Below are 23,280 nucleotides of genomic sequence, written 5' to 3' on the forward strand. Positions count from 1 at the left end.
AAATTAAGGATTTAAGCACAAAAAAAATAAGTTGGGCGTTACCTTTTAAAATTTTATCAATTTTAAAAGGTCAGGCTTTCCGCTCTATCTTTTTTGGCCACTTATGCTAGCCAAAAAAGGATGCCGCTGCAATCCCTAACGCAATTTCGTATGCCAAATTAAACATCAGTTAAACATGAAAATAATAGTTATAGATAATTATGATTCCTTTGTATTTAACCTCGTACATTACTTAGAAGAATTTGCGAATGAAGTTACAGTTATTAGAAATGACGAAATTGAATTCAGTCAAATCCATCAATTTGATGCGCTCCTCTTATCGCCTGGCCCTGGCATACCAGATGAAGCTGGAAAATTAAAAGAAATTATAGTGAAATTTAGTTCTAAGATACCAATTTTGGGCGTATGTTTAGGCCAGCAAGCCATTACAGAAGTATATGGAGGAAAGCTAAAAAATCTTTCAAAAGTATATCACGGTGTAGCCACAAAAATAAAAGTGACAGATTCTTCAGAAGTTTTGTTTCAAGGTTTAGAAGCAGAGTTGGAAATTGGTCGGTATCATTCGTGGGCGGTTCATCAAAATTTACCCGCCTGCCTATTAGCTACATCGGTAGATGAAGAGGGGCATATCATGTCGTTAAGGCACAAAGAATTTGATTTGCGTGCGGTACAATTTCACCCGGAGTCAATATTAACTCCTTCAGGTAAAAAAATAATTCAAAATTGGGTACATCATTTAACTGTAATAAAACAAGCTAAAACTTCTTCGCCAATAAGTTGATTAGCCTTTCATTAAACAAAAACAGAAAAAAACAAGATGAAGCTTGAAAATTACTTTTTTCACAACTAGGAATTAATAAATATAAATCATTGAACTAATGCCTAATTTAAACAAAATTATTTCAGATAAAAAAAAAGAAATTGCCTTACGAAAAAAGCAAGCTAGTGAAACACAATTAAAAAACTTTCATTACTACACTTGCCCTTGCCGTTCTGTAGTAGAAGCTTTTGAACAACAACCAAAAAATATTATTGTAGAAATTAAACCAAAATCAACAAACAAAGCCGATAAACCTAAAGAAATCAACTTCAAGAAAAAGGTATTAAGCTATGAAAAAGCAGGAGCAACAGCTGTTTCTATTTGTACCCATCAAAAGACTAGCAACAACAAATTAGTGTATTTGCAAGAAGCGAAGCAGGTGTTATCCATTCCCATTATTCAAAAAGATTTAATTTTTGAATCCTATCAAGTTCACGAAGCCAAAGCCTATGGAGCAGATTGTATAAGACTAATAGCTAAATTTTTGAGTATTTCAGAAATACAACAATTATCAACTTTAGCTCAAAATTTAGGAATGGAAGTATTGGTTGAAGTACATGCTGCTGAAGAACTTGTCAAAACTAATTTTACCAGTATTAATCTAATAGGAGTAAATAACCAAAATTCTGAAACCGCTGAAATAAATAACAACAATAGTTTAGAAATTGCAGGGCAAATTCCACCTGAATTTGTCAAGATTAGCGAAAATAACATCTACCAAAAAGACCAAATTGACCAATTTTATAATTTTGGTTTTGAAGGATTTACAATTGCAAACAACCTCCTGCACACAGAATATATTTTAGAAATAGTAAAGAATTTATCAAACAAAACTGATCACAATTAATCGTATAAATTTAGTCATTAACTAATTCATTTTTAAATTAAATTTATTTTTTTTGTGTAGTAATCTACAAGTTACTATATTTCAAGATTATTAAGAACCTTAACATTGAAAGATATGTCTGAACAAGAAAAGAATTTAAGCAGCGAAGAAAAAGAAGCTAAAAAAGCAACACAAGATGCACCGGCTAAGTTAGAGAACAACACAGATTCAACTGAAACCCCTGAATCTCAAAAAGAAGAAGAAACTGAAACTTCTGAAGTAACTAAGGAAAAATCAGCAGCTTCTAATGAAGAAAAGAAGGATAAAGAAAATGTTGTTGAAGAAACCAAGGAGGATGATGCACAAAAAGAACTTGATGATGCCAATGCTGAAGATAGTGAAGACCAAGATGTGGGAAGGAGGCATGAGATAGCCAAAAAAGACTACGAATCTATGTCGCTTGATGAACTCGTCATCGAACTTGAAAATCTTCTAAAAAGCGAAAAAGTTCAGGCCATAAGAGAACATGTTAGCGAAATTAAAGTTACATTCGACAAACAATTTAACGAAATTGTTGAAGAGAAAAAAGAAAATTTTTTAGCAGAAGGCGGAAATATCATTGATTTCCATTATTCCTCGCCAATTAAAAAGAAATTTAATTCAATTTATTTTGAGTACCGAGAAAAGAGAGATGCGCATTATTCGCAATTAAAGAAAAATTTAAATCAAAACTTACAAGCGCGCCTTTCCATAATTGAAGAGCTTAAGAATATGATTGGAAGTGGCGAAAGCATGGGTGCGACATTCAAGCAATTTAAAGAACTTCAAGAGCGTTGGAAAAACGCCGGACCTGTTCCTAAAAATGAGTACAACAACGTCTGGAAAAATTACCATCATCATGTAGAGCGTTTTTATGACTTCCTACACTTAGATAGAGAATTTAGAGATTTAGACTTCAAATATAACTTAGACCAAAAACTTAAAATCATTGAACGCGCTGAAGAATTAGCAGAAGAATCTGACATCAACAGAGCTTTTAGAGAACTTCAGTTACTTCACAAAATGTGGAAGGAAGAGCTTGGTCCAGTAGCTAAAGAATTTAGAGATGATCTGTGGGATAAATTTAGTGAGGCTACCAAAAAAATTCACCAAAAAAGACAGGCTTATTTTGAAGAGCTTGACCAAGAAAGAGAAAAGAATTACGAGGTAAAAAAAGAAGTTGTTGAGCAAATTAAAAAGCTTGGCAATAAAGAAATTAAATCTCATAATGACGCCCAACAACGCATTAAAAATATTGAAAAGCTAAGAGAAATATTTTTTAGTGCTGGAAAAGCGCCAAGAAAAGTAAACGATAAAATTTGGGATGAATTTAAAACTAGTGTTCGTGATTTTAATCGTAAAAAAAATGCTTTTTATAAAGAATTAAAAAAGGAGCAATTCGAAAACTTGAAGAAAAAGCAAGAGTTACTCAAAATTGCAGAAGACAATAAAGATAGTGACGATTTTGAAACCACTACACCGGTGATGAAAAGAATTCAATCGGAATGGAAAGAAATTGGTCACGTTCCAAGAAAAGATAGTGATAAAATCTGGAAGCGATTCAAAAAAGCTTGTAATGAGTATTTTGACCGACTTCATAAGGAAAAAAACAAAAGCAGCGATGAAGAGTTTAATAACTTCATTGCTAAAAAAGAATTTATCGCTAAAATTAAAAAATTAGAATTCTCCGCCAATAAAGAAGAAGCTGTTAGTGAAATAAAAGAGCTAATTTCTCAGTGGGGAAGTTTAGGTCATGTACCTAATAGTAAAAGATATATTGAAAGTAAATTTAATAAAGCTTTAAATCAACTTTTTAATAAAATTGACATAGATAAGAAAGATGCTGAGTTGATTAAGTATGAAAATAGGCTACATGATTTAGACGAAATTAACGATAATAATAAAATCAATAAAGAAGCTAGCTTTTTAAGGAAAAAAGTAGATGAAACTAAAGATAAGATTAATCAGTTTGAAAACAACCTACAATTTTTCTCTACCCAAGACGAAAGTAATCCATTAGTTAAAGAAGTTATTGACAACATCAATAAATTAAAAGATGAACTTGAAATGTGGAAAGAAAAATTAACTAAATTAAGAGATTTATAAAAACACTTTATAAATACAAAAACCCCTTCAAATACTTATTTGAAGGGGTTTGTTATATATTTTGATTTTAAATAAATTGACTAGTTGACTACTATATAGTTTTAAAAGATGAACTTTAAATAAATCAAAACCTACTTTTTTACCCAAGAATGAATGATTTGTTCTAGGTTTTTTAATTTAGTTTCATCTATTAATTTCTTGTGTTTAGTAAGCAAAGAATAGAAATAAAAGGCATCCTCTGAAGAAAAATCTTCACTATCATTTAGCGTTTCTAGTTGTAAAAGATTATGATTTTCTCCTACCAAATATTCAAGAATAACCATTCTTAAATAAACATTAAAATGGTCTAAGGTTAAATCCATTTCATCATTCATGATGTCGTTAGCCATTTGTAAATCGCCTATCATAACCAAATGTTCAACTTCTTCAATAAGTTCATCAGCCAATTCTCCTTTAATTTCATCAACTTCAGACCAAGCGTCAAAAGCCTCTTCATGAAGGGAAAGGTGAGTACAAAGAATGGCAAACTTTCGGGTATAGGATAAATTTTGAGGTTCTAGTTTTTTTGCTTTAGACAGAAAACGATAGGCTTTCTCTGGATCTGAATAAAAGAAAATTTCAGCTAATGCATACCAAGCTATAGAAAACTGAGGGTCTTCAAAAACAGATTTTTTAAAGCTAGAAACAGCTTTGTTTTCTTGATTTAATTTTAGATAACAATTACCTATTCTATAATGAATAAATGAAGTTGGTTCTTCCATAGTTAAAGCCAACTGAAAAAACTCAATGGCTTTTTTGTAGTCTTCTGTTTTCTCAAGAACTTTAGCTTTTTCTATAATTGCGCCAACAAAATAATCGTCAGAAATAATGGCATAATCATAGCAATTAATTGCTTGTTCAAAGGCTTCTTCATTTTGGTAAATATTACCTAGCTGATGCCAACCAATAGCAGAATACGGATTTTTATTCAAATATTCGTTTAGAAAACCTTTAGCATCACTTATTTTCCCTAAAAATTCATAACAAAAAACAATATTTTGAAGGCTAATTTCATCATCGCCATCAATTTCAAGTGTTTTTATAAAGTGATCTTTAGCAGTTTGGTAGTTTTCAAGCATCAGGTATTCCATTCCTAACAAGTAGTGCACATCTTCAACGGTAGTTTGACCACCTAGCGAAAGTATTTTTTCTAAACATCGAATGGCTTTTTTATGCTCGTCTTGTTTGGAGTACAAACTAGCTAACATAACGTATAAATCCTCGTTATAAGGTTCAATTTCAAGTAAGTATTTTAGCAAGCTAAAAGCTTCTTTAGACTTGTCTTCAAAGCTTAGTAAGTCGGCTTTTAAAAGTAATAACTTAAAGGAGTTTGGGTGTTGTTGCAAACCCATTTTAATCGCTTTTTTAGCTAAGCCCATTCTACCAAAATCCATATAATATTGAATAATGTTTTCAAATTCTGCTGCATCAAAATACAGGACTTGATTTGAATTCATCATTTCTTCAAAGCGTTTTATTGGGAAATCAAAGCCTTCGTTGTTATTTGAATTCATCATAAAATTGCGTTTACACTGCTAAATTAATTCAGTTTTAATTATAAATGAGTCTATCTAAGAAAATCTTATCAACAATTTAATTAACAGGTCTTCTAGTTGAATTGATTTAAAATTTGAATTATTAATTGACATCCTTTCTTTATCTCTTCGTTTGAAATGTTTAGGGGTGGAGAAATTCGTACAGCTTTTTTTTCAAACAGAAGCCAAAAGAGAATTAAACCTTCTTCCTTAGCTTTAAGAACCAACTGATTAGCCTGTTCTTCAGTATTAAAAATCAGTGCTAACATGAGTCCTTTTCCTCTAATTTCGGTAATTAATGGATGGTTTAAAAGGCTCCTAAACAATTGCTCTTTAACTAAGCTTTGCTCTATAAGTTGAGATTCAAGAAGGAATTTTAATGTGGCTAAGGCGGCACTTGCAATTACTGGATTTCCTCCAAATGTAGTGATGTGTCCTAATTTAGGTTGATGGCTAAGTGTATTCATTAATTCATAAGAAGAAATAAATGCTCCGCAAGGTAAGCCAGAAGCCATGGCTTTTCCAATGACTACTATATCGGGGGTTATACCAAAGTGCTCAAATCCAAAAAGTTTTCCTGTTCGACCAAAACCAGGCTGAATCTCATCCAAAATAAGCAAAGCACCAACTTCTTCACACCGCTTTTTGATATTAATTAAGTAATCTTTTTGCGGTAAAATAAAGCCTGCCCCACCTTGAATAGTTTCTAAAATTACTGCGGCTGTATTTTTAGTGATTACGGAGAAACAAGCTGGGTTATTAAACTCTATATGTGTGATGTCTCCTACTAAAGGTTCAAAAGGAGTTGTACGTTCCTTGTAATCCATCAAACTTAACGCCCCATAAGAATTGCCATGATAGGCATTTTTAGCAGCTATAATTTGTGTTCTACCAGTAACTCTCCGCGCAAGTTTCATGGCACCATCAATCGCTTCTGTTCCACTGTTTACTAAATAGGTACTTTGAAGAGTAGGTGGTAAATTTTCAGCTAAAAGCTTGCAGTACTTCACAGCAGGAGCAAGTGCGTATTCACCATAAACCATAACATGCATGTACTTGTCTAACTGATTTTTGATGGCTTTGATAACCGCAGGATGTTGATGACCTAAGCCACAAGCCGAAACTCCAGCTACAAAATCAAGGTGTGCTTTTCCGTCTGAAGTGTAAATGTAACTTCCTTTAGCTTCAACCACTTCTTCTAAAAGTGGGTGTGGTGTTGTTTGGGCTTGAAAGTTTAAAAAATCTTTTTTCATCAATTACCTGGCTTTGGCTTTTCCTGAAGTTGTATATCTTTTTTTGATTTGAGTTCTTTTTTAGGCTTAAGCTTTGGTTTTAGTTGGCGTTCTCCATCATCACTATTAATTTCTTCTTCAAAACTTGAACGCGGGTTAATTAAACTCTCGCCATCCTTGGTTTCAAAAAATCCATTTTCCTCTTCTTTATTTGAATCAGGGTCTTTAATTCCTTTGATCTTAACCAATTCAATTTCAGATCGGCCTTTAAATAAATCGTCTTTAGACCTAATCATTTCGTCTCCTCTCCATAAAAAACCTTTTAATCGTCTAAAATTAGGAGGAAATTCATTTTCAGGGTATAAATTACTATCAACAGTTTCAAAATAATAAATGTCTAGAATTTCATTATTTTCTAACTTCAATTTTATTGCTGAAGATAAAGCCTTATCTATTCCAACCAAATTACCATCATCTTCTCTAACATAATAAATAGTTTCTGTATTTTTTACAAAATTGACTTCATGCATCTGATTATCTTCATTAAAAAGCGCGTACATCTCTTTACCTTTAACCTGATTGTAGCCTTCAATAGAGTCTTTCATAACCATAAAAGCATCATAAAAGACTTTTAATGAGTCTATTTTATTGGTCTCTAGATGAGAAGTTAATTGAATACTATCTCCTGTAATTTGACTTTCTTCAGCCCATAAGATGGGATTGGTTATCATTTTGGTTAATCCTTTAGATTCACTGCTCCAAATAGAATCTGCTTTTCCGCTAAGGTCTTTTTTAAATATTCTGGCATCATTAAAAGCTCGTAAAATTCGTTGATCAGATTTGCCTGTTACCATTAATATATCGCTTGCTATATGCACCGAATCTTTATCCTGTAAACTTGAAGCAATAGGGTTTTTGGTGATTAAAAGCGAATCTACATCTTTATACATTTCGGCATAATGGCCTTTAACCACCGAATTATTAAGTGTATCTGTCACTTTAATATTATTGGTAGCAGAAGCAAAATTATCAATTTGTCTAAAGTAAATACTATCGCCTTTCAGGTTACGAGTTTCATAATCAATACTCGCATTTTGCTGAAAATGACCTTCGTCTAATTGGGTATCATAAAAGCCTTTTTCGCAGTATATTTTAGAATCTTCGCCAGTAATTATTGAAGGACCGTACAAATAGGCGTGTCCTGTATCGGTATAAAAATCTAGAATATCGGTATGTATTTCATAATCAGGATTGGTAACTACCACGTTTTCTCTGAAGGCATATTTTTCCCTTTCCATATAATATCTACCAACAATACTTTTTATAGTATTGGTAGAATCTTTTACTTTTCCACCGCTTCTATAGTAGCTCTCTTGTTTTTCTCTATTAAAAAAAAGTGTATCGGTAACTAAGGTATTACTTGGTGAGGTTAAAACCACATCTTCACTAGCAAAAGCAAATTGAGTAGTTCCATTGTATTCAGCATATTTACTGGTAAGCGTAATCGTATCTCCTTGCATCATTTTCACATTTCCATAAGCTTTAAAAAACTCATCTGACTTATAAAAAAGTGCTTGATCACACCAAACTTCAATGCCCTCATGATTAAAATAAACTTGATTCTTTACTTTAGTAAATATAAACGCACCTGGAAAATTTTCCTCGTCCATTCGAGTCCTGTCGCTTTCATAGTGAATAGGTTGCTGTTCTTGAGCGTAGATCAAGCTAAAACAATAAAACGCAATAATAAATGAGAAGTATTTCAATACTTTAATATTTTCTGCAAAATTAATCATTTATAATGAAAGCTGAGCGAAATAGTATTTCTTTAAGGAAATGCATGTGATTTATATAACTTATTGATTAGTTAAAGGGTCAGGAATAAAAATACCCCTTATAAATAGTTTAAATCTTAGTTGAAGTTGATGAGAACGCTTGTTAAATTGATTGAATATAATCCTACACTAATAAAAAACTTACAAGCATTTGATGGATTATAAAATTAAAATCGAAATAAAATAGAGGAGAATTCAAATTGAATTTTCCTCTATTGGGTGTATCTCGAAAAAATTGTTTTTATATAAAACGAAAGTCTTAAGCAAAAACCTCTTTTCTTAAAATAGTTTGTGTTCGATCTGGTCCAACAGAAACGATACTAATAGGTACTTGTAAAAATTCTTCAATAAAATCGATATAAGTAGTTAATTCAGCTGGAATAGTAGTTGCTTCACGTTGCTTTGTTAAGTCTTCTTTCCATCCTTTAAAGGTTGTATAAATCGGTTTTAAGCTTTCATCTTCTAAAGTAAACGGAAGATGAGAAATTTCTTCGCCTCTATATTGATAAGAGGTACATACTTTAAGTTCTTCAAAGCCACTTAACACATCGGCTTTCATCATCATAAGCTGAGTTACTCCATTCACTTGAACAGCATATTTTAAGGCTACTAAATCTAGCCATCCACAGCGTCTTGGTCTTCCAGTGGTAGCCCCAAATTCGTTACCTACTTTTGCCATTTTCTTACCATCTTCATCAAAAAGTTCGGTAGGAAAAGGACCGCTACCTACACGCGTAGTGTAGGCTTTAAAAATTCCGTAAACCTGATTAATTTGATTAGGTGCTACTCCTAATCCAGTACATGCTCCTGCGGCTGTTGTATTAGAAGAAGTTACGTAGGGATAAGTTCCAAAGTCAATATCTAATAAAGAACCCTGAGCACCTTCGGCCAAAATTTTACTTCCTTTTTGAATATCTTGTTGTAAATACTCTTCAGAATCAATAAAAGTGAGTGATTTCAGCACTTCAACAGCTTCAAAAAATTCAACCTCTAATTCAGCTAAATTATATTGTACATCAACGTTATAAAATTTAATCATCGCTTCATGCTTATTGGCCAAAGCTCTGTACTTTTCTTTCCAATTAGGAAGTTCTAAATCTCCTACTCGTATTCCGTTTCTACCTGTTTTATCCATATAAGTTGGACCAATACCTTTTAGGGTAGAGCCAATTTTAGCTTTTCCTTTAGCTGTTTCTGAAGCCGCATCTAAAAGCCTATGGGTAGGTAAAATAATATGAGCTTTTCTTGAAATTAAAAGTGTTTTTTTAAGGTCGAGATTAAATTGAGCTAGGTTGTCTAGTTCTTTTTTAAAGATTACAGGATCAATAACAACACCGTTTCCTACCAAATTGGTTGCATTTTTATGAAAAATACCCGAAGGTATGGTGTGTAAAACATGTTTAATTCCATCAAATTCAAGGGTATGACCAGCATTGGGACCGCCTTGAAAGCGCGCAATTAAATTGTATTCTTTAGTTAAATAATCTACTATTTTTCCTTTTCCTTCGTCTCCCCATTGAAGACCTAACAGCAAATCTATTGCCATAAATATTTATTTAGGTTGATTTCTAGTTCCGTAAAAATAAAGTGAATGTTTGTCTATACTAATATCAAAAACTTCTTCAATAGTTTTTTTTATTGATTCAATTCTTGGATCACAAAATTCAATCACTTCGGAGGTATCTGTCAAGATTACGTGATCATGTTGACGATCAAAGTAAGATTTTTCATATTGTGCTTGATTATTTCCAAACTGATGTTTTCTTACCAAGCCACATTCCATCAACAAATCTATAGTATTGTAAAGGGTAGCTCTACTCACTCTATAATTTTTATTTTTCATAGAGATGTAAAGTGTTTCAATATCAAAGTGCTCCTCTTTAGCATAAATCTCTTGAAGAATGGCGTAACGTTCAGGTGTTTTTCGATGTCCTTTGTCTTCTAAAAACTTAGTAAACACGTTTTTAACAACGGCCTGATTATTTTGCTTGGTTTCTTTTTCCATGTTGCAAATTTAAGTTTTATTCACGTGTAATGTTATCAATTCCACTAATTTTTTTCAATTCTAGCATGAGCTTTTTCAAAATACCTCTATTTTTCACTTTAAGACTAATGAATCCCTCAAAAACTCCATGCTTACTATCAAATGATAAACTCTGCATATTCACTCCTAAATTTTTTGAAATAACTAATGTAATTTGATTGATTAAACCTAAATCGTCTAAACCAGTTAGTTTCAATTTTGCTGTAAATTCTTCTTGCGAAGAGTCAATCCATTTAGCCCTAAGAATTCTGTAAGCATAATTACTTTGTAGTTGTATTGCATTGGGGCAATCGTTTTTATGTACTTTAATCCCTTCATTAACCGTTAAAAAACCAAAAACATCATCGCCAGGAATAGGGTTACAACATTTGGCCAACTCATAGCTCAATTTATCTTCATCATCACCAAAAACCAGTTGGTCATAGTTGTGCGTTACCTCATCACTTTTTTGATATTGTGGTGTGCTACCTCGTTTAATTTTGTTTTTGAAAAATGAAACCAAAGCATTGTTTCGGTTATTGACAAATCGTTTAATTTCAGTATTATCAATTGTTCCTATTCCAACTCTGTAGAATAAGTCTTGACTTGTTCGAAGCTTAAAAAATCGGATAAGCTCGGTTTCTGTTTTTTCATTCAACTGAATGCGTTGCGATTTTAGTTTTCTTATCAAGACTTCTTTTCCGTCTTCGGCAATTTGATTTTGCTTGATTTTTAGGGTCGATTTAATTTTGCTTCTTGCTTTTGCAGTGGTTGTAAAATCTAACCAATTTTTTGTGGGTTTAGCCGTAGAGCTTGTAATCACCTCCACTTGGTCTCCACTTTTTAGCGTGTGAGAAAGGGGTTTTAGTTTTCCATTTACTTTAACTCCACGCGTGGTTAAGCCTAAATCGGTGTGAATTGAAAAGGCAAAGTCTAAGGCCGTTGCTCCTTTAGGTAGCGATTTTAAATCGCCTTGTGGAGTAAAAACAAAGATTTCTTTGGCATATAAGTTAAGTTTAAATTGCTCTACAAAATCAACGGCATTTAAGTCGTTATTTTCCAATGCATCTTGTAAGCGGTTTAACCAAACTTCTATTCCTTTTTCTTCGTCTTCACCATGTTTATATTTGTAATGTGCTGCGTAGCCTTTTTCTGCAATTTCGTGCATTCGTTCACTTCTAATCTGAACCTCAACCCACCTTCCCTCGGGCCCCATTACCGTAATGTGTAAGGCTTCGTAACCTGTTGTTTTAGGTGAAGATATCCAATCTCTTAATCGGGTTGGATTAGGCCTAAAATAATCGGTAACGATCGAGTAAATTTTCCAAGCTAAGAATTTTTCATTTTCTGGAGTAGATGCGTAAATAATTCGAATAGCGAATTTATCATAGATTTCATCAAAAGTGATATTTTGAGCGGCGAGTTTTTTTCTAATTGAATAAACCGATTTTGTTCGCCCCTTCAACTGAAAATCAATACCTTCTTTATTAATGGCTTCAGTAATAATTTCAGAGAAGTTATTGATGTAATCATCGCGGTCTGCTTCAGATTCTTTTAATTTTTGTTTTATATCTTTATAGACTTCAGGCTCTGTATATTTCAAACTTAAATCTTCCAGTTCAGTTTTCACATTATACAGTCCAATTCTGTGAGCAAGCGGCGCATAGATATACAATGTTTCTGAAGCAATTTTCACCTGCTTATCTCCTCGCATAGAATCCATGGTTTGCATATTGTGGAGACGGTCTGCTATTTTAATGATAATTACCCGTATATCATCATTAAGGGTAAGCAACATTTTTCTGAAGTTTTCAGCTTGAAAAGAAACATCTGCATCCTTTTTTAAATTGGAAATTTTGGTCAAGCCATCTACAATTTTAGCTACTGTTTCTCCAAACATTTGTTCTAAGTCGGCTAGCGTGTAGTGGGTATCTTCTACAACATCATGTAGTAATGCGGCTGCAATTGAAGTAGCGTCTAAGCCAATTTCTGAAGCCACAATTTGCGCTACAGAAATAGGATGAAAAATATAAGCTTCACCAGATTTTCTTCGCTGTTCTTTATGAGCTTCAAGAGCTGTTTCAAAAGCACGACGAATCATCACTTTATCATCGTCAGACAGGGTGCGGTAGCTTATACTGAGTAATTTTTTATACTCGGCTGCAATTCGTTTATTTTCTTCAGTGATAAATTCTTCTGTTAATTCCATAGTTTAAAAATAAGCATTCATTTTAACTTAGCAAATTTTTAATGCGATCTTTTAAAGGAGGGTGTGAGTAATTAATAAAAACGTTATACGGATGAGGTGTTAGGTTGCTCAAACTCTTTTTATTCAATTTTTTGAGGGCATTAATAAGGTGTTTTGATTCATGGGTTTTTTGCGCGTAATTATCTGCTTGGTATTCAAATTTTCTAGAAAGTAAATTCATAACTATCCCTGTAATTGTGGAAACTGGCCCGTATAAAAAGCCGAAAACCAATAACCCGATATGAAAACTTGGTTGACTCACATTAATTGCTTCACTAAAAATAGGTTCATTAAGCATTAAGGAAAGTAGGTAAAGTGTTAATCCAGTTAATAAACTTGACAAAACTAAATTGTAAATAATGTGCTTGTGTTTATAATGACCAACCTCATGCGCCAAAACCGCCACTACTTCATCTTCAGATAAATCATTCATCAGCGTATCATACAAGGTAATTCTTTTTTGCTTTCCAAAACCAGAAAAATAAGCATTTGCTTTTGTGCTTCTTTTGGAGCCATCAATGACAAAAATATTTTGAATTTGAAATTGAACCTGTTGTGCATAGGCTTCAATTTTATCTTTTAGTTTGCCATCTTGTAGTGGGGTCTGTTTATTAAAAAGAGGAACAATTAATTGTGCATAGAATAAATTTATAAGCAAGCTGAAAGCAATGATAAACAACCAAGCGTACCACCAAAAGTTAGAGGGATAGGTTAAATAAAACCACTGTAATAATGCCAAAACCCCTCCTCCAACTACAATGACAAGAAACCAGGATTTGATTTTATCGAAGATAAAGGTTTGTAGTGTAGTTTTATTAAAGCCGAATTTTTCTTCGATAACAAAAGTAGAGTAATATGAAAACGGAAGTTGAATGACTTCATTAGCAAAATACAAAATACCAAAAAAACTTAAACTAATCAATATTTCATTATCTAATTTTTGTCTTAGCCAATCATCTATAAAGGCAAAACCGTCAAAAAACAACAGACTCAATAAAATGAATAAGCTTAAAATTCCCTTTAACTGCCCAAACTTATGATATGTTAATTTATAAGCTTGTGATTTTTTATATTCGTCCTCGTCAAAAACATCTGCTACCTCATTGGGTAACTGATCATAAAAATGTTTTGCATTTACAGTATCTACAATTAATTGAATTGCATATTCTACCAGTATAATTACAATTATAATCCAGAACAATAGACTTGATGACATTTCTTATTATTTTTTTTGCAAAGTAAGAATAATAAGTATTTTACCCTAAATTGGGTTAAAAATAATACCAGCTATTGTTTGAAATTACTGATATGAGGTATTTATACCACATACTGAAATAAAAATTCGAATTAAAATTACATTAAAAAATATTTTTAAAATAGTAACTTTAAAGTTACCTTTGCCAAATGGAAAAAGTTAGGCAAGTAATACAGTATAAAGATTATTTCGAGAAGTTCTTGCTTGCTCAACCGAAAAAAGTACAAGATAAGATATTTAAGGTCATTGAAATAATCGAAACTTATCAACACGTTCCGAAGACATATCTGGCACCGATGAAAACTCACAAAGGATTATTTGAAGCTCGAATAAAATTAGGTTCGAATATTTGGCGAGTTTTTTGCTTTTCGACAAAGGAAAGCTAGTCATTCTTTTAAACGGATTTGTAAAAAAGACGCAGAAAACTCCGAAAAAAGAAATCGATAAAGCAGTGCGATTAATGAAAGAATATTACGAACAAAAAAACAAAGAAAATGGAAACTAAAAGTTGGAAAGACATAAAAGACAGTGTTTACGGAAAAAAAGGAACTGAACGCAGAGATGAATTAGATAGGGATTTTGAATCTTTTAAAATAGGTTTACTATTACGAAATGCCCGAGAAGAAAAAAAATTGACTCAAGAGCAACTCGGTGTTCTAATTGATAAAAAGAGAACTTATATATCAAGAGTTGAAAATAACGGGAGTAATCTGACTTTAAAAACCTTATTTGATATCGTTGAGAAAGGACTTGGCGGGAAAGTGAATATTTCAATCAAACTCTAGAAAATACGTGGTAGTAAAGCTACTAACTAAAAATAATAAAAAAGTAATTTTTATGAATTGCATAGTTTTTTTCGGTTTTAGGATGTCTGTTGTCTGTTTTCGGTTGTCTGTTTTTCGGTTGTCTGTTTTCGGTTGTCTGTTTCCCCCTTCCCTGTGGGAAGGGTTTAGGGGATGGGCTCTTCTACTCCACCACCAACTTTCTTGTTTCTACTTGTCCGTTTTGGGTTTGTATTTGTACTAAGTAAATTCCTTTTGCTAGGTCACTGACTTGTATGTTATTGTTTTGACTTAAGTTAGCTTGTAAGACTTGTTTGCCAGTAATACTAAAGACTTTTACCTGTTCTAGAGCTAAATCACTTTCAAAAAATACTTGATTATTAGCGGGATTTGGGTACATTTTAATTGATGTTGGTGTGGGAGTAAAATCTGCGGTACTAAAGGTGCAATCATCTGTACCGTATTTAGCAATAAAAAAGTCACTATCGCCACCATTTTTAAATAAAGTAGGTAGAGAATGACTAGAAAGCAAGGTGCTAGAAAAATGTCCTCCCATAACAATATTCCCACTCAAATCTAGGGCAATACTCATAATCTCATCTTGACCAGAAACATTATCGGGCATGCGGATGACTTCCTGCAAGCTTCCTGTAGTTGTGTTAAAACGTAAAATAGTAGGGTCTGGAACTTGTCCACCGGCTTGAATACCGTCGATAATTAAATCATCCCACTCACTATAAAACATGCCTAAGCCTAGATATACATCATCCCCATCAATTGCAATGCTACGTCCAGGAAAACGAGTTGAAATTTCAGCGTTTGTTCCCCAGATTAACTCACCATCACTATTAAGCTTGATTAAAAAAGGAGTACCAACACTAGAAACAAAAGTAATCTCAAATTCATGACCAGCAAAAAAGTCATTCTCATTAGAAGTGCTTGAACCTGCGCCAGTAAAATAAATATTTCCATTACTGTCAAGTTGAATATCTCCTAAAGACCAACCATTAGATATTACATTTTCTTTATACCAGATGACCTCCCCGTCTTCTTCTAAAGCGGCTAAATAAAATGCCTTTTGTGTACCTGAGTCTTCCCCAAATCCATTAATGCTAATTACATCACTAGAGTTACGTTTAGTATCCGCAATGTAGTACCTCGATAAATTGGAATCATAAACAAATTGGTAGTCGTAAGGTCCATTTGTTCCTGGTTGTAAATCAATAAGCGTGTAATCAAGTAAAATACCATTTTCATCAAACTTAGCTATAGCAGTTTGTGAATCATCTGCTTCTACTTCTACTTGCCCATCTAAATGTGTTCCTGTAACTAAATATAGTAAAGTGTGAATGTTGTTATTGTCATCAATATCCATTGCCATTACCGCACTATTGAAAGCAGAGCTTACAGCTCCTTCAGGCTCTACTAGCCATTGAAAATCACCGTCTTTATTATATTTTATAACAAAAGCACCTTTGAATGATTCTGTAAGTGTACCACTTTGTGGTGCTGGATTTTTAATTGAGTCGGTGTCAAAGTGAACAGGAGTATGATTACTTAAATTGATGGTTTTGCCAGTAACATAAACATTATCGTTAGTGTCTATTTTAATAGAATTTGCTAAGTCATGAAAACCTCCTCCAATGCTTTTTTTCCATCTCAATTCTCCTTCACAGTTGGTAGAAAAGACAAAAATATTTTTATAGCCTAGATTATCTCCATAAGTCGTCACACTTTCTCCGTCATAATCAACATTACTACTGCCTACTTCAGCAAGAAAATAATAATTATTCTCGCTATCTACAGCAACTTCTTTCACTCGTTCTCTTCCCGTGCTGTAAATAACACTTCCAGAGGTTAGGCTTATGTTTCCGCCTCCGCGTTTAGCCCATTGCCAGTCTTTGTCTTGGGCTGTGGTAGAAAAGCTACTAATTAAAAATAATAAAAAAGTAATTTTTATGAATTGCATAGTTTTTTTCGGTTTTCTGTTTTCTGTTATCTGTTATCTGTTTTCGGTTGTCTGTTTTCGGTTGTCTGTTTTTTGTTTTCAATTATTCCCCTCCCCAATGGGGGAGGGCTAGGGAGGGGCTTTTGTCTTTCTACTCCACCACCAACTTTCTTGTTTCTACTTGTCCATTTTGGGTTTGTATTTGTACTAAGTAAATTCCTTTTGCTAGGTCATTGACTTGTATGTTATTGTTTTGGCTTAAGTTAGCTTGTAAGACTTGTTTGCCAGTAATATTAAAGACTTTTACCTGCTCCAAAGCTAAATCACTTTCAAAAAACACTTGATTATTAGCGGGATTTGGGTACATTTTAATTGATGTTGGTGTGGGAGTAAAATCTGCGGTACTAAAGGTGCAATCATCTGTACCGTATTTAGCAATAAAAAAGTCACTGTCGCCACCATTTTTAAACAGTGTTGGTAGAGAGTGACTAGAAAGCAAGGTGCTAGAAAAATGTCCTCCCATAACAATATTCCCACTTAAATCTAGGGCAATACTCATAATCTCATCTTGACCAGAAACATTATCGGGCATGCGGATGACTTCTTGCAAACTACCAGAAGAGGCGTTAAAACGTAAAATAGTAGGGTCTGGAACTTGTCCACCGGCTTGAATACCGTCGATAATTAAATCATCCCACTCATTATAATACATTCCTAAACCTACATACACATCATCACCAGCTAAAGCAATACTTCTTCCTGGATAGCGATTACTAAGATCAGCATTTGTCCCCCATATCAATTCTCCATCACTATTTAACTTAAGTAAAAAAGGAACTCTATTATCTGTACTACCGCCAAAAATAAAGTCAAAACCTGCAAAAGAATCTGTATTGACTGTACCGCTATTTGCTAATCCTGTAAAATAAATATCACCGTTAGTGTCAAGCTGTATGTCACCTAAAGTCCAGCTGTTGGATATAGAACTTTCGTGATACCAGATGACCTCCCCGTCTTCTTCTAAAGCGGCTAAATAAAAGCCTTTTTGTGTACCTGAGTCTAAACCAAAACCATTGATACTAATTACATCACTAGAGTTACGTTTAGTATCCGCAATGTAGTACCTTGATAAATTGGAATCATAAACAAATTGGTAGTCGTACCCTCCTATTTCGGCATGAAACATATCTAAGAGGATGTGACTTAGTAAATTACCGTCAGTGTCATACCTAAGTATGGCTGTTTGTGGGTCGTTATCACTATCCACCACAACTTGACCATCTAAATGTGTACCTTGCCTAAAAAACATTAAGTAGTGCAGATTACCGTTAGGTTCAACATAAAGTCGCAATGAGGTTCCAGCAGCATTTTCATATCCTGCTTCAGGTTCAACTAACCATTGAAAATCTCCTTCTTGATTGTATTTTATGATAAAAGCGCCTTTTTTTGATTCATCAAAAATACCGCTCGACATTGCTGATGCTTTTATAGTATCATTATCAAAATGTACAGGCGTGTGGGTAGCTGTATTAATTGTTTTACCTGCAACATAAATATTATCATTCTCATCAATTTTAATGGAATTAGCAAAATCATTAAACCCTCCTCCAATCGATTTTTTCCATCTCAATTCTCCTTCACAGTTGGTAGAAAAGACAAAAATGTTTTTATAGCCTAGGTTATCTCCATAAGTCGTCACACTTTCTCCGTCATAATCAACATTACTACTGCCTACTTCAGCAAGAAAATAATAATTATTCTCGCTATCCACAGCAACTTCTTTCACTCGTTCTCTTCCTGTTGTGTTAGTGACACTCCCAGAGGTTAGGCTTATGTTTCCGCCTCCGCGTTTAGCCCATTGCCAGTCTTTGTCTTGGGCTGTGGTAGAAAAGCTACTAACTAAAAATAATAAAAAAGTAATTTTTATGAATTGCATAGTTTTTTGTATTTAAAAGCGTGTTTGAGCTTTTCCACCCAAACACGCTAAAGTTAATTGTTTATTCTTTAATTAAAACCTGTTGGTTGATGCGCTTACCTTTGTGTAAAAATACAAAAAATATATTTACCGGGTGCTAAATGGCTCAAGTTGAACTCTTCAACGCCTTGGGCTCGCTTAAGACCACGACTTTCAAGCAGGTTACCCGCTATGGAATATAGACGCAGTTCACCACCCTCAAAAGCTTGATCTTCCAGTTCTAATTCATAAGCCACTTGGGTATGCGCTTTGACAGGATTAGGATAGGCTTTAAAGTTAATGAGTTGCTCACTTGGCGCAGGTCGCATTAAGTGACGTAAACTAAGACCCTTGCAAGGAAGAAATGCTAAAAACAAGAAAAAAATAAAGGTTTAATATGTTGCAATACAGCGAATTAAGTATTATATTTACATTATGAAAGCACATAAAAACCCTACTCTTGCCGATAGTATTTGTGATTTACGCACAAGAAAGATTAAAAAAACATTTTTCACCCAAATAGATGCTCTTTTAGATTGGGATAAAATTAGTAAAGTGATAGACAAGCATTACAAAAAAGGAAAAAGTGCCGTTGGTACCCCTAGTTACGATGGGCTGCTTTTATTCAAGATGTGTTTGCTTCAAACTTGGTATGGATTAAGCGATTACGAAGTAGAAGATAGAGTAAATGACAGTATCTCTTTTAGTTACTTTTGTGGGCTAAACATTGATCAAATTGCTCCAGATCATAGTAGCCTTAGTAGATTTAGAACAGCAATGACTAAAGCCAATGCATTTGAACCTTTATTTAAAGAAATTAATGCCCAATTAAAAGCTCATCAAATTATTATTAAAAAAGGAGTTCTAGTAGATGCTAGTGTAGTCGATACTCCTTTAAGACCTAAAGGAAAAACTAACTTTAATGTTACCAAAGACAGAGAAGATCAGCAAGAGGTAAAAGTGGAAAAAGATTACCCAGATAGTGTAGATAAAGAAGCTTCATGATTAAAGAAAGGGGGTAAATTTAGGTAGGCTTACAAAAAGCATTATTTGACAGACGAAGAAGGTTTAGTCTTAGGAGTAGTAACCACTAAAGCTAGTACAAATGAAATTAGCAATTTAGAAGAAGTCTTAGATGCCTCTGACTTGCCAGAAAACATACCACTAAAAGCAGACAAAGGTTATCAATCCAAGAAAAACGAAGAGCTATTAAAACAAAGGAAACTCAAAAATCATATCTTAAAAAAAGCAAAAAAGAATAAACCATTGACTCGATGGGAGAAAAAATTTAACAAGCTTGTTGGTAAAACAAGATTTAAAGTAGAGCGTACTTTTGGAGGAATTAAAAGGTGGTTTTTTGGAGGAGTAGCAAGATATAGAGGAATCGCTAAAATGCATACTCAAAATCTGATGGAAGCAACCTCATACAATTTATACCGAAGTCCAGGGATAATTGCGTCCAATTGTAAAATTTAAGAGAAAAATAGACTAAAAAAGGGAGTTGTGATGACCAAAAATCAAGAAAAAATAAAAAAAACGGCTAAAAAATAAAAAATTAAGCATTAAAAGAAAGAAAAAAGAAAACCATGTTAATTATGCAACGGTCTTGAAAACCTGCCTACCTGCGGCAGTCAGACAGTCCGAAAATTTTGGTATTTTTAGAAACTTAAAGGTTAACCTGCCTTTGCCGGAGGTCATTGAGTTAAGCTGAAATACAGGCAGAAAAAGGAGTTTTTTTGCGGTTAGTTCAATTGATAAATGCTAATAATATCCGAAATTGCTAGTTAAACTTTTAAAGGTATTATCTTCCCTAAATCGTAATAAAAAAGCGCATTTATCTAAGCAAACATATGAACTACTAAAAAAGGTTTTATGGTATTTTGACTAAATCATTGCATCATTAAAAAACTAATGTTAACTTTGCAGGGATAGTATTTGATTAGCAATAGATGAAAGAGGCTTTACAACATATTGATTTACTTGAAATTAATCTTAAAAAGCTCTTCAGTAAAAACAAACAATTGGTGAGCAATTTCCGATTGTTGGAAGAGGAATTAAGCAATACAAAACAATACAACAAAGAGCTTCTAACACAAATTGATGTTTTAAAAAAAGAAATTAGAACATTAAAAACTGCAAATGCTATTTTAGGCAGTAAGGAAAATAAAAGAGAGACTAAACTAAAAATAAATAGTTTAATTAGAGAAATTGATGAATGTATAGTGCAATTGGCTGATTAATGAAAGAAAAGCTCAAGATAAAAATATCAATTGGAGATCGTGTATATCCATTAAGTATATTCCCTGAACAAGAAGAAAGCTTAAGGAAAGCCGCCAAAGAAATTAACTCCATGATGAAAAAATATGAGCAAAGTTATGCCGTTAGAGACAAACAAGATGTGTTAGCCATGTGTGCGTTACAATTCGCCAATCAACTTGAAAGTTTAGGAAAGATAAACAATGAAACTAAAGTTGATATTACTAATAAATTAAAAGATTTAAATAGGTTAGTCGAAAATAATTTAAATTAAAAAACGTTCTTAACATAAGTATTAATTTACTGCCTGTATTAGTTTTATATTTGATAAACTCAACACTTTACAATTAAAAAGGGTGAGTTACAATTGCAAAAGCAAGCCTCCTTTGTAGTGGATTCTTGACCAGTTGTGTAGCCCTAAACCTGTTTTTACGGAGTTTATTTCAAAAACAGTTAACTAATACAGGCTTTTTTTATAACAAAAAACAAAAAAATGGAAACTGTAATAATTGCAATTGTAGCTTTACTTATTGGCTTGCTAATAGGGTTTATTATCAATAAAAATATTGAAAAAAACAAAGCTACCGGAACTTTAAGCTCCGCGGAAAAAGAAGCCAAACAAATTTTAAAAGAAGCTGAAAAAGAAGGTGAAAGCATAAAAAAAGACAAAATTCTTCAAGCCAAAGAAAAGTTTATTGAATTAAAAGCTGAACATGAAAAGGTGATTAATTCTAAAGATAAAAAAATTGCTGATACGGAGAAAAGAATTAAAGATAAAGAGTCTAAACTTTCAAGCGAATTATCAAAAAACCTAAAACTCAATAAATCGCTAGAAGCTAAAGAGGAAGATTTTAGTCATCGAATTACAATTATAGAAAAAAAGCAAATAGAGGTCGATAAAATTCTTCAGAATAAAATAAAGCAACTAGAGGTAATTAGTGGTTTAAGCGCAGAAGAAGCCAAGGAAAGGCTAATGGAATCTATTGAGGAAACCGCTAAATCTGAAGCGATGTCACTAATACAAGACACCGTAGAAGAAGCAAAGTTAACTGCTCAACAAGAAGCGAAGAAAATTGTTATTAATACCATTCAACGCGTAGGCACAGAAGAGGCTATCGATAATTGTGTATCTGTCTTTAACTTAGAAAGTGACGATGTTAAAGGAAGAATTATTGGTCGTGAAGGAAGAAACATTCGCGCCATTGAAGCAGCAACTGGTGTTGAAATAATTGTTGATGACACCCCTGAAGCTATTATCTTATCTTGTTTTGACGCTGTACGAAGAGAGGTTGCAAGATTATCTTTACACCGCTTAGTTACCGACGGAAGAATTCATCCTGCAAGAATTGAAGAAGTAGTTAAGAAAACGCAAAAACAAATTGAAGACGAAATTGTAGATATTGGTAAACGTACCATTATAGATTTGGGAATTCATGGTTTACACCCAGAATTGGTTAGACTTGTGGGTAGAATGAAGTACCGAAGTTCTTATGGCCAAAACCTGTTACAACACTCTAGAGAAGTAGCGAAATTATGTGGTATTATGGCCTCTGAATTAGGTTTGAATGCCAAACTTGCTAAACGCGCTGGACTACTTCACGATATTGGAAAAGTACCAGAGACGGAAACCGAAACACCGCACGCAATTTTAGGAATGCAATGGGCCGAAAAATACGGAGAAAAAGCTGAGGTTTGCAATGCCATTGGTGCTCACCACGACGAAATTGAAATGAACTCGCTCATTTCGCCACTTATTCAAGTTTGTGATGCTATTAGCGGTGCACGTCCTGGCGCAAGAAGGCAAGTGCTAGATTCTTATGTAAAACGACTTAAAGAACTTGAAGATATTGCGTTTGGTTTTAACGGAGTGAAAAAAGCCTATGCTATTCAGGCTGGAAGAGAATTAAGAGTTATTGTTGATTGCGAAAAAGTAAATGATGAAAAAGCAGCTGCACTTTCATTTGAAATTTCTCAAAAAATACAAACCGATATGACTTATCCAGGACAGGTTAAAATTACCGTAATTAGAGAAACACGAGCCATTAATGTAGCGAAATAAAAATTAATGGTTGATAAACTAATTAATGCTAGTTGTTTAAAACAACTAGCATTTTTTTTTGATGCTACTAACCAACTTATAAGTAAACCGAATTAAATGCTTCTTATACTTGTTATTGTTTGAAAAATCACTAAGTCGTCTTAAAAAAGGTTGACGCTTTTTAAGGACAATTCAAAATCACATTCTTATTCAATTTTGTTTGCACTATCACAAATACTATTAACCTGTGTTCGATTATTCTCACTTTGTCAAAACTGTTTTAAATAGTAAGATACGAACTTTTTTAAGACGTAATATCTGGATATTGCGGAGTAAAAAAGTAA

17 protein-coding genes, 1 other RNA gene and 2 pseudogenes are annotated in these 23,280 nt (G+C 33.2%); 10 read left to right on the forward strand and 10 right to left on the reverse strand.

Annotated elements, in window-relative coordinates; all coding sequences use genetic code 11:
- Positions 1-175: 175 nt before the first annotated feature.
- The 3 genes from G7034_RS02365 (at position 176) to G7034_RS02375 (ending at position 3,791) form a co-directional block, all read left to right on the forward strand.
- Positions 176-781 carry an anthranilate synthase component II gene (locus tag G7034_RS02365; RefSeq protein ID WP_166399354.1) on the forward strand — a complete coding sequence of 202 codons (606 nt, stop codon included), beginning with the start codon at positions 176-178 and terminating at the stop codon, positions 779-781.
- A gap of 97 nt (positions 782-878) precedes the next feature.
- Positions 879-1,667 (forward strand): indole-3-glycerol phosphate synthase TrpC, encoded by a 789-nt coding sequence (locus tag G7034_RS02370; protein WP_166399355.1) that lies wholly within the window; start codon positions 879-881, stop codon positions 1,665-1,667.
- A gap of 114 nt (positions 1,668-1,781) precedes the next feature.
- On the forward strand, positions 1,782-3,791 hold the full coding sequence (locus G7034_RS02375) for a DUF349 domain-containing protein (protein ID WP_166399356.1): 2,010 nt from the start codon (positions 1,782-1,784) through the stop codon (positions 3,789-3,791).
- A gap of 131 nt (positions 3,792-3,922) precedes the next feature.
- Here G7034_RS02375 and G7034_RS02380 read toward each other — a convergent pair whose 3' ends face one another.
- From G7034_RS02380 to G7034_RS02410, 7 genes are all read right to left on the reverse strand, one after another.
- Positions 3,923-5,347: a tetratricopeptide repeat protein gene (locus G7034_RS02380; RefSeq protein WP_166399357.1), complete on the reverse strand. Its 1,425-nt coding sequence runs from the start codon at positions 5,345-5,347 to the stop codon at positions 3,923-3,925.
- Between the two features lie 92 nt (positions 5,348-5,439).
- Entirely contained in the window at positions 5,440-6,618 is a 1,179-nt protein-coding gene (locus G7034_RS02385; protein WP_166399358.1) for an aspartate aminotransferase family protein, read from the reverse strand.
- Entirely contained in the window at positions 6,618-8,363 is a 1,746-nt protein-coding gene (locus G7034_RS02390) for an OstA-like protein (protein ID WP_166399380.1), read from the reverse strand. The genes G7034_RS02385 and G7034_RS02390 overlap by 1 nt, the downstream gene beginning before the upstream one ends.
- 328 nt (positions 8,364-8,691) lie before the next feature.
- A complete protein-coding gene (locus G7034_RS02395) occupies positions 8,692-9,978 on the reverse strand; it encodes an adenylosuccinate synthase (RefSeq protein WP_166399359.1) in 1,287 nt (428 codons plus the stop codon).
- A gap of 6 nt (positions 9,979-9,984) precedes the next feature.
- The gene (locus G7034_RS02400; RefSeq protein ID WP_166399360.1) at positions 9,985-10,437 is read right to left on the reverse strand and encodes a Fur family transcriptional regulator; all 453 of its coding nucleotides are present in this window, start codon (positions 10,435-10,437) and stop codon (positions 9,985-9,987) included.
- 16 nt (positions 10,438-10,453) lie between these two features.
- On the reverse strand, positions 10,454-12,664 hold the full coding sequence (locus tag G7034_RS02405) for a RelA/SpoT family protein (protein ID WP_166399361.1): 2,211 nt from the start codon (positions 12,662-12,664) through the stop codon (positions 10,454-10,456).
- A 22-nt stretch (positions 12,665-12,686) separates the two neighbouring features.
- Complete coding sequence (locus G7034_RS02410; protein ID WP_166399362.1) at positions 12,687-13,919, reverse strand: M48 family metallopeptidase; 1,233 nt, start codon at positions 13,917-13,919, stop codon at positions 12,687-12,689.
- A 188-nt stretch (positions 13,920-14,107) separates the two neighbouring features.
- Between G7034_RS02410 and G7034_RS02415 the strand changes: the two are divergent.
- Positions 14,108-14,463, forward strand: a pseudogene (locus G7034_RS02415) (type II toxin-antitoxin system RelE/ParE family toxin).
- A complete protein-coding gene (locus tag G7034_RS02420) occupies positions 14,453-14,743 on the forward strand; it encodes a helix-turn-helix domain-containing protein (protein WP_166399363.1) in 291 nt (96 codons plus the stop codon). Before G7034_RS02415 ends, G7034_RS02420 begins: the two are co-directional and overlap by 11 nt.
- 181 nt (positions 14,744-14,924) lie before the next feature.
- Here the strand turns inward: G7034_RS02420 and G7034_RS02425 are convergent, their stop codons facing one another.
- From G7034_RS02425 to G7034_RS02435, 3 genes are all read right to left on the reverse strand, one after another.
- Complete coding sequence (locus tag G7034_RS02425; protein WP_166399364.1) at positions 14,925-16,709, reverse strand: T9SS type A sorting domain-containing protein; 1,785 nt, start codon at positions 16,707-16,709, stop codon at positions 14,925-14,927.
- Between the two features lie 130 nt (positions 16,710-16,839).
- Positions 16,840-18,624: a T9SS type A sorting domain-containing protein gene (locus G7034_RS02430; protein ID WP_166399365.1), complete on the reverse strand. Its 1,785-nt coding sequence runs from the start codon at positions 18,622-18,624 to the stop codon at positions 16,840-16,842.
- 95 nt (positions 18,625-18,719) lie between these two features.
- Positions 18,720-18,971 (reverse strand): T9SS type A sorting domain-containing protein, encoded by a 252-nt coding sequence (locus G7034_RS02435; RefSeq protein ID WP_166399366.1) that lies wholly within the window; start codon positions 18,969-18,971, stop codon positions 18,720-18,722.
- A gap of 106 nt (positions 18,972-19,077) precedes the next feature.
- Between G7034_RS02435 and G7034_RS02440 the strand changes: the two are divergent.
- The 5 genes and pseudogenes from G7034_RS02440 (at position 19,078) to rny (ending at position 22,957) form a co-directional block, all read left to right on the forward strand.
- Positions 19,078-20,118: pseudogene (locus G7034_RS02440) on the forward strand (IS5 family transposase).
- 473 nt (positions 20,119-20,591) lie between these two features.
- The gene (locus G7034_RS02445) at positions 20,592-20,882 is read left to right on the forward strand and encodes a hypothetical protein (RefSeq protein WP_166399367.1); all 291 of its coding nucleotides are present in this window, start codon (positions 20,592-20,594) and stop codon (positions 20,880-20,882) included.
- Positions 20,882-21,172 carry a cell division protein ZapA gene (locus G7034_RS02450; RefSeq protein ID WP_166399368.1) on the forward strand — a complete coding sequence of 97 codons (291 nt, stop codon included), beginning with the start codon at positions 20,882-20,884 and terminating at the stop codon, positions 21,170-21,172. The genes G7034_RS02445 and G7034_RS02450 overlap by 1 nt, the downstream gene beginning before the upstream one ends.
- A gap of 57 nt (positions 21,173-21,229) precedes the next feature.
- A non-coding RNA gene (gene ssrS / locus G7034_RS02455) (6S RNA) lies at positions 21,230-21,338 on the forward strand.
- 53 nt (positions 21,339-21,391) lie between these two features.
- Complete coding sequence (gene rny, locus G7034_RS02460) at positions 21,392-22,957, forward strand: ribonuclease Y (RefSeq protein WP_166399369.1); 1,566 nt, start codon at positions 21,392-21,394, stop codon at positions 22,955-22,957.
- Positions 22,958-23,280: the final 323 nt, after the last annotated feature.

Source organism: Psychroflexus maritimus (genome assembly GCF_011089875.1).
In the GTDB taxonomy this organism is placed as follows: Bacteria; Bacteroidota; Bacteroidia; order Flavobacteriales; family Flavobacteriaceae; genus Psychroflexus; species Psychroflexus maritimus.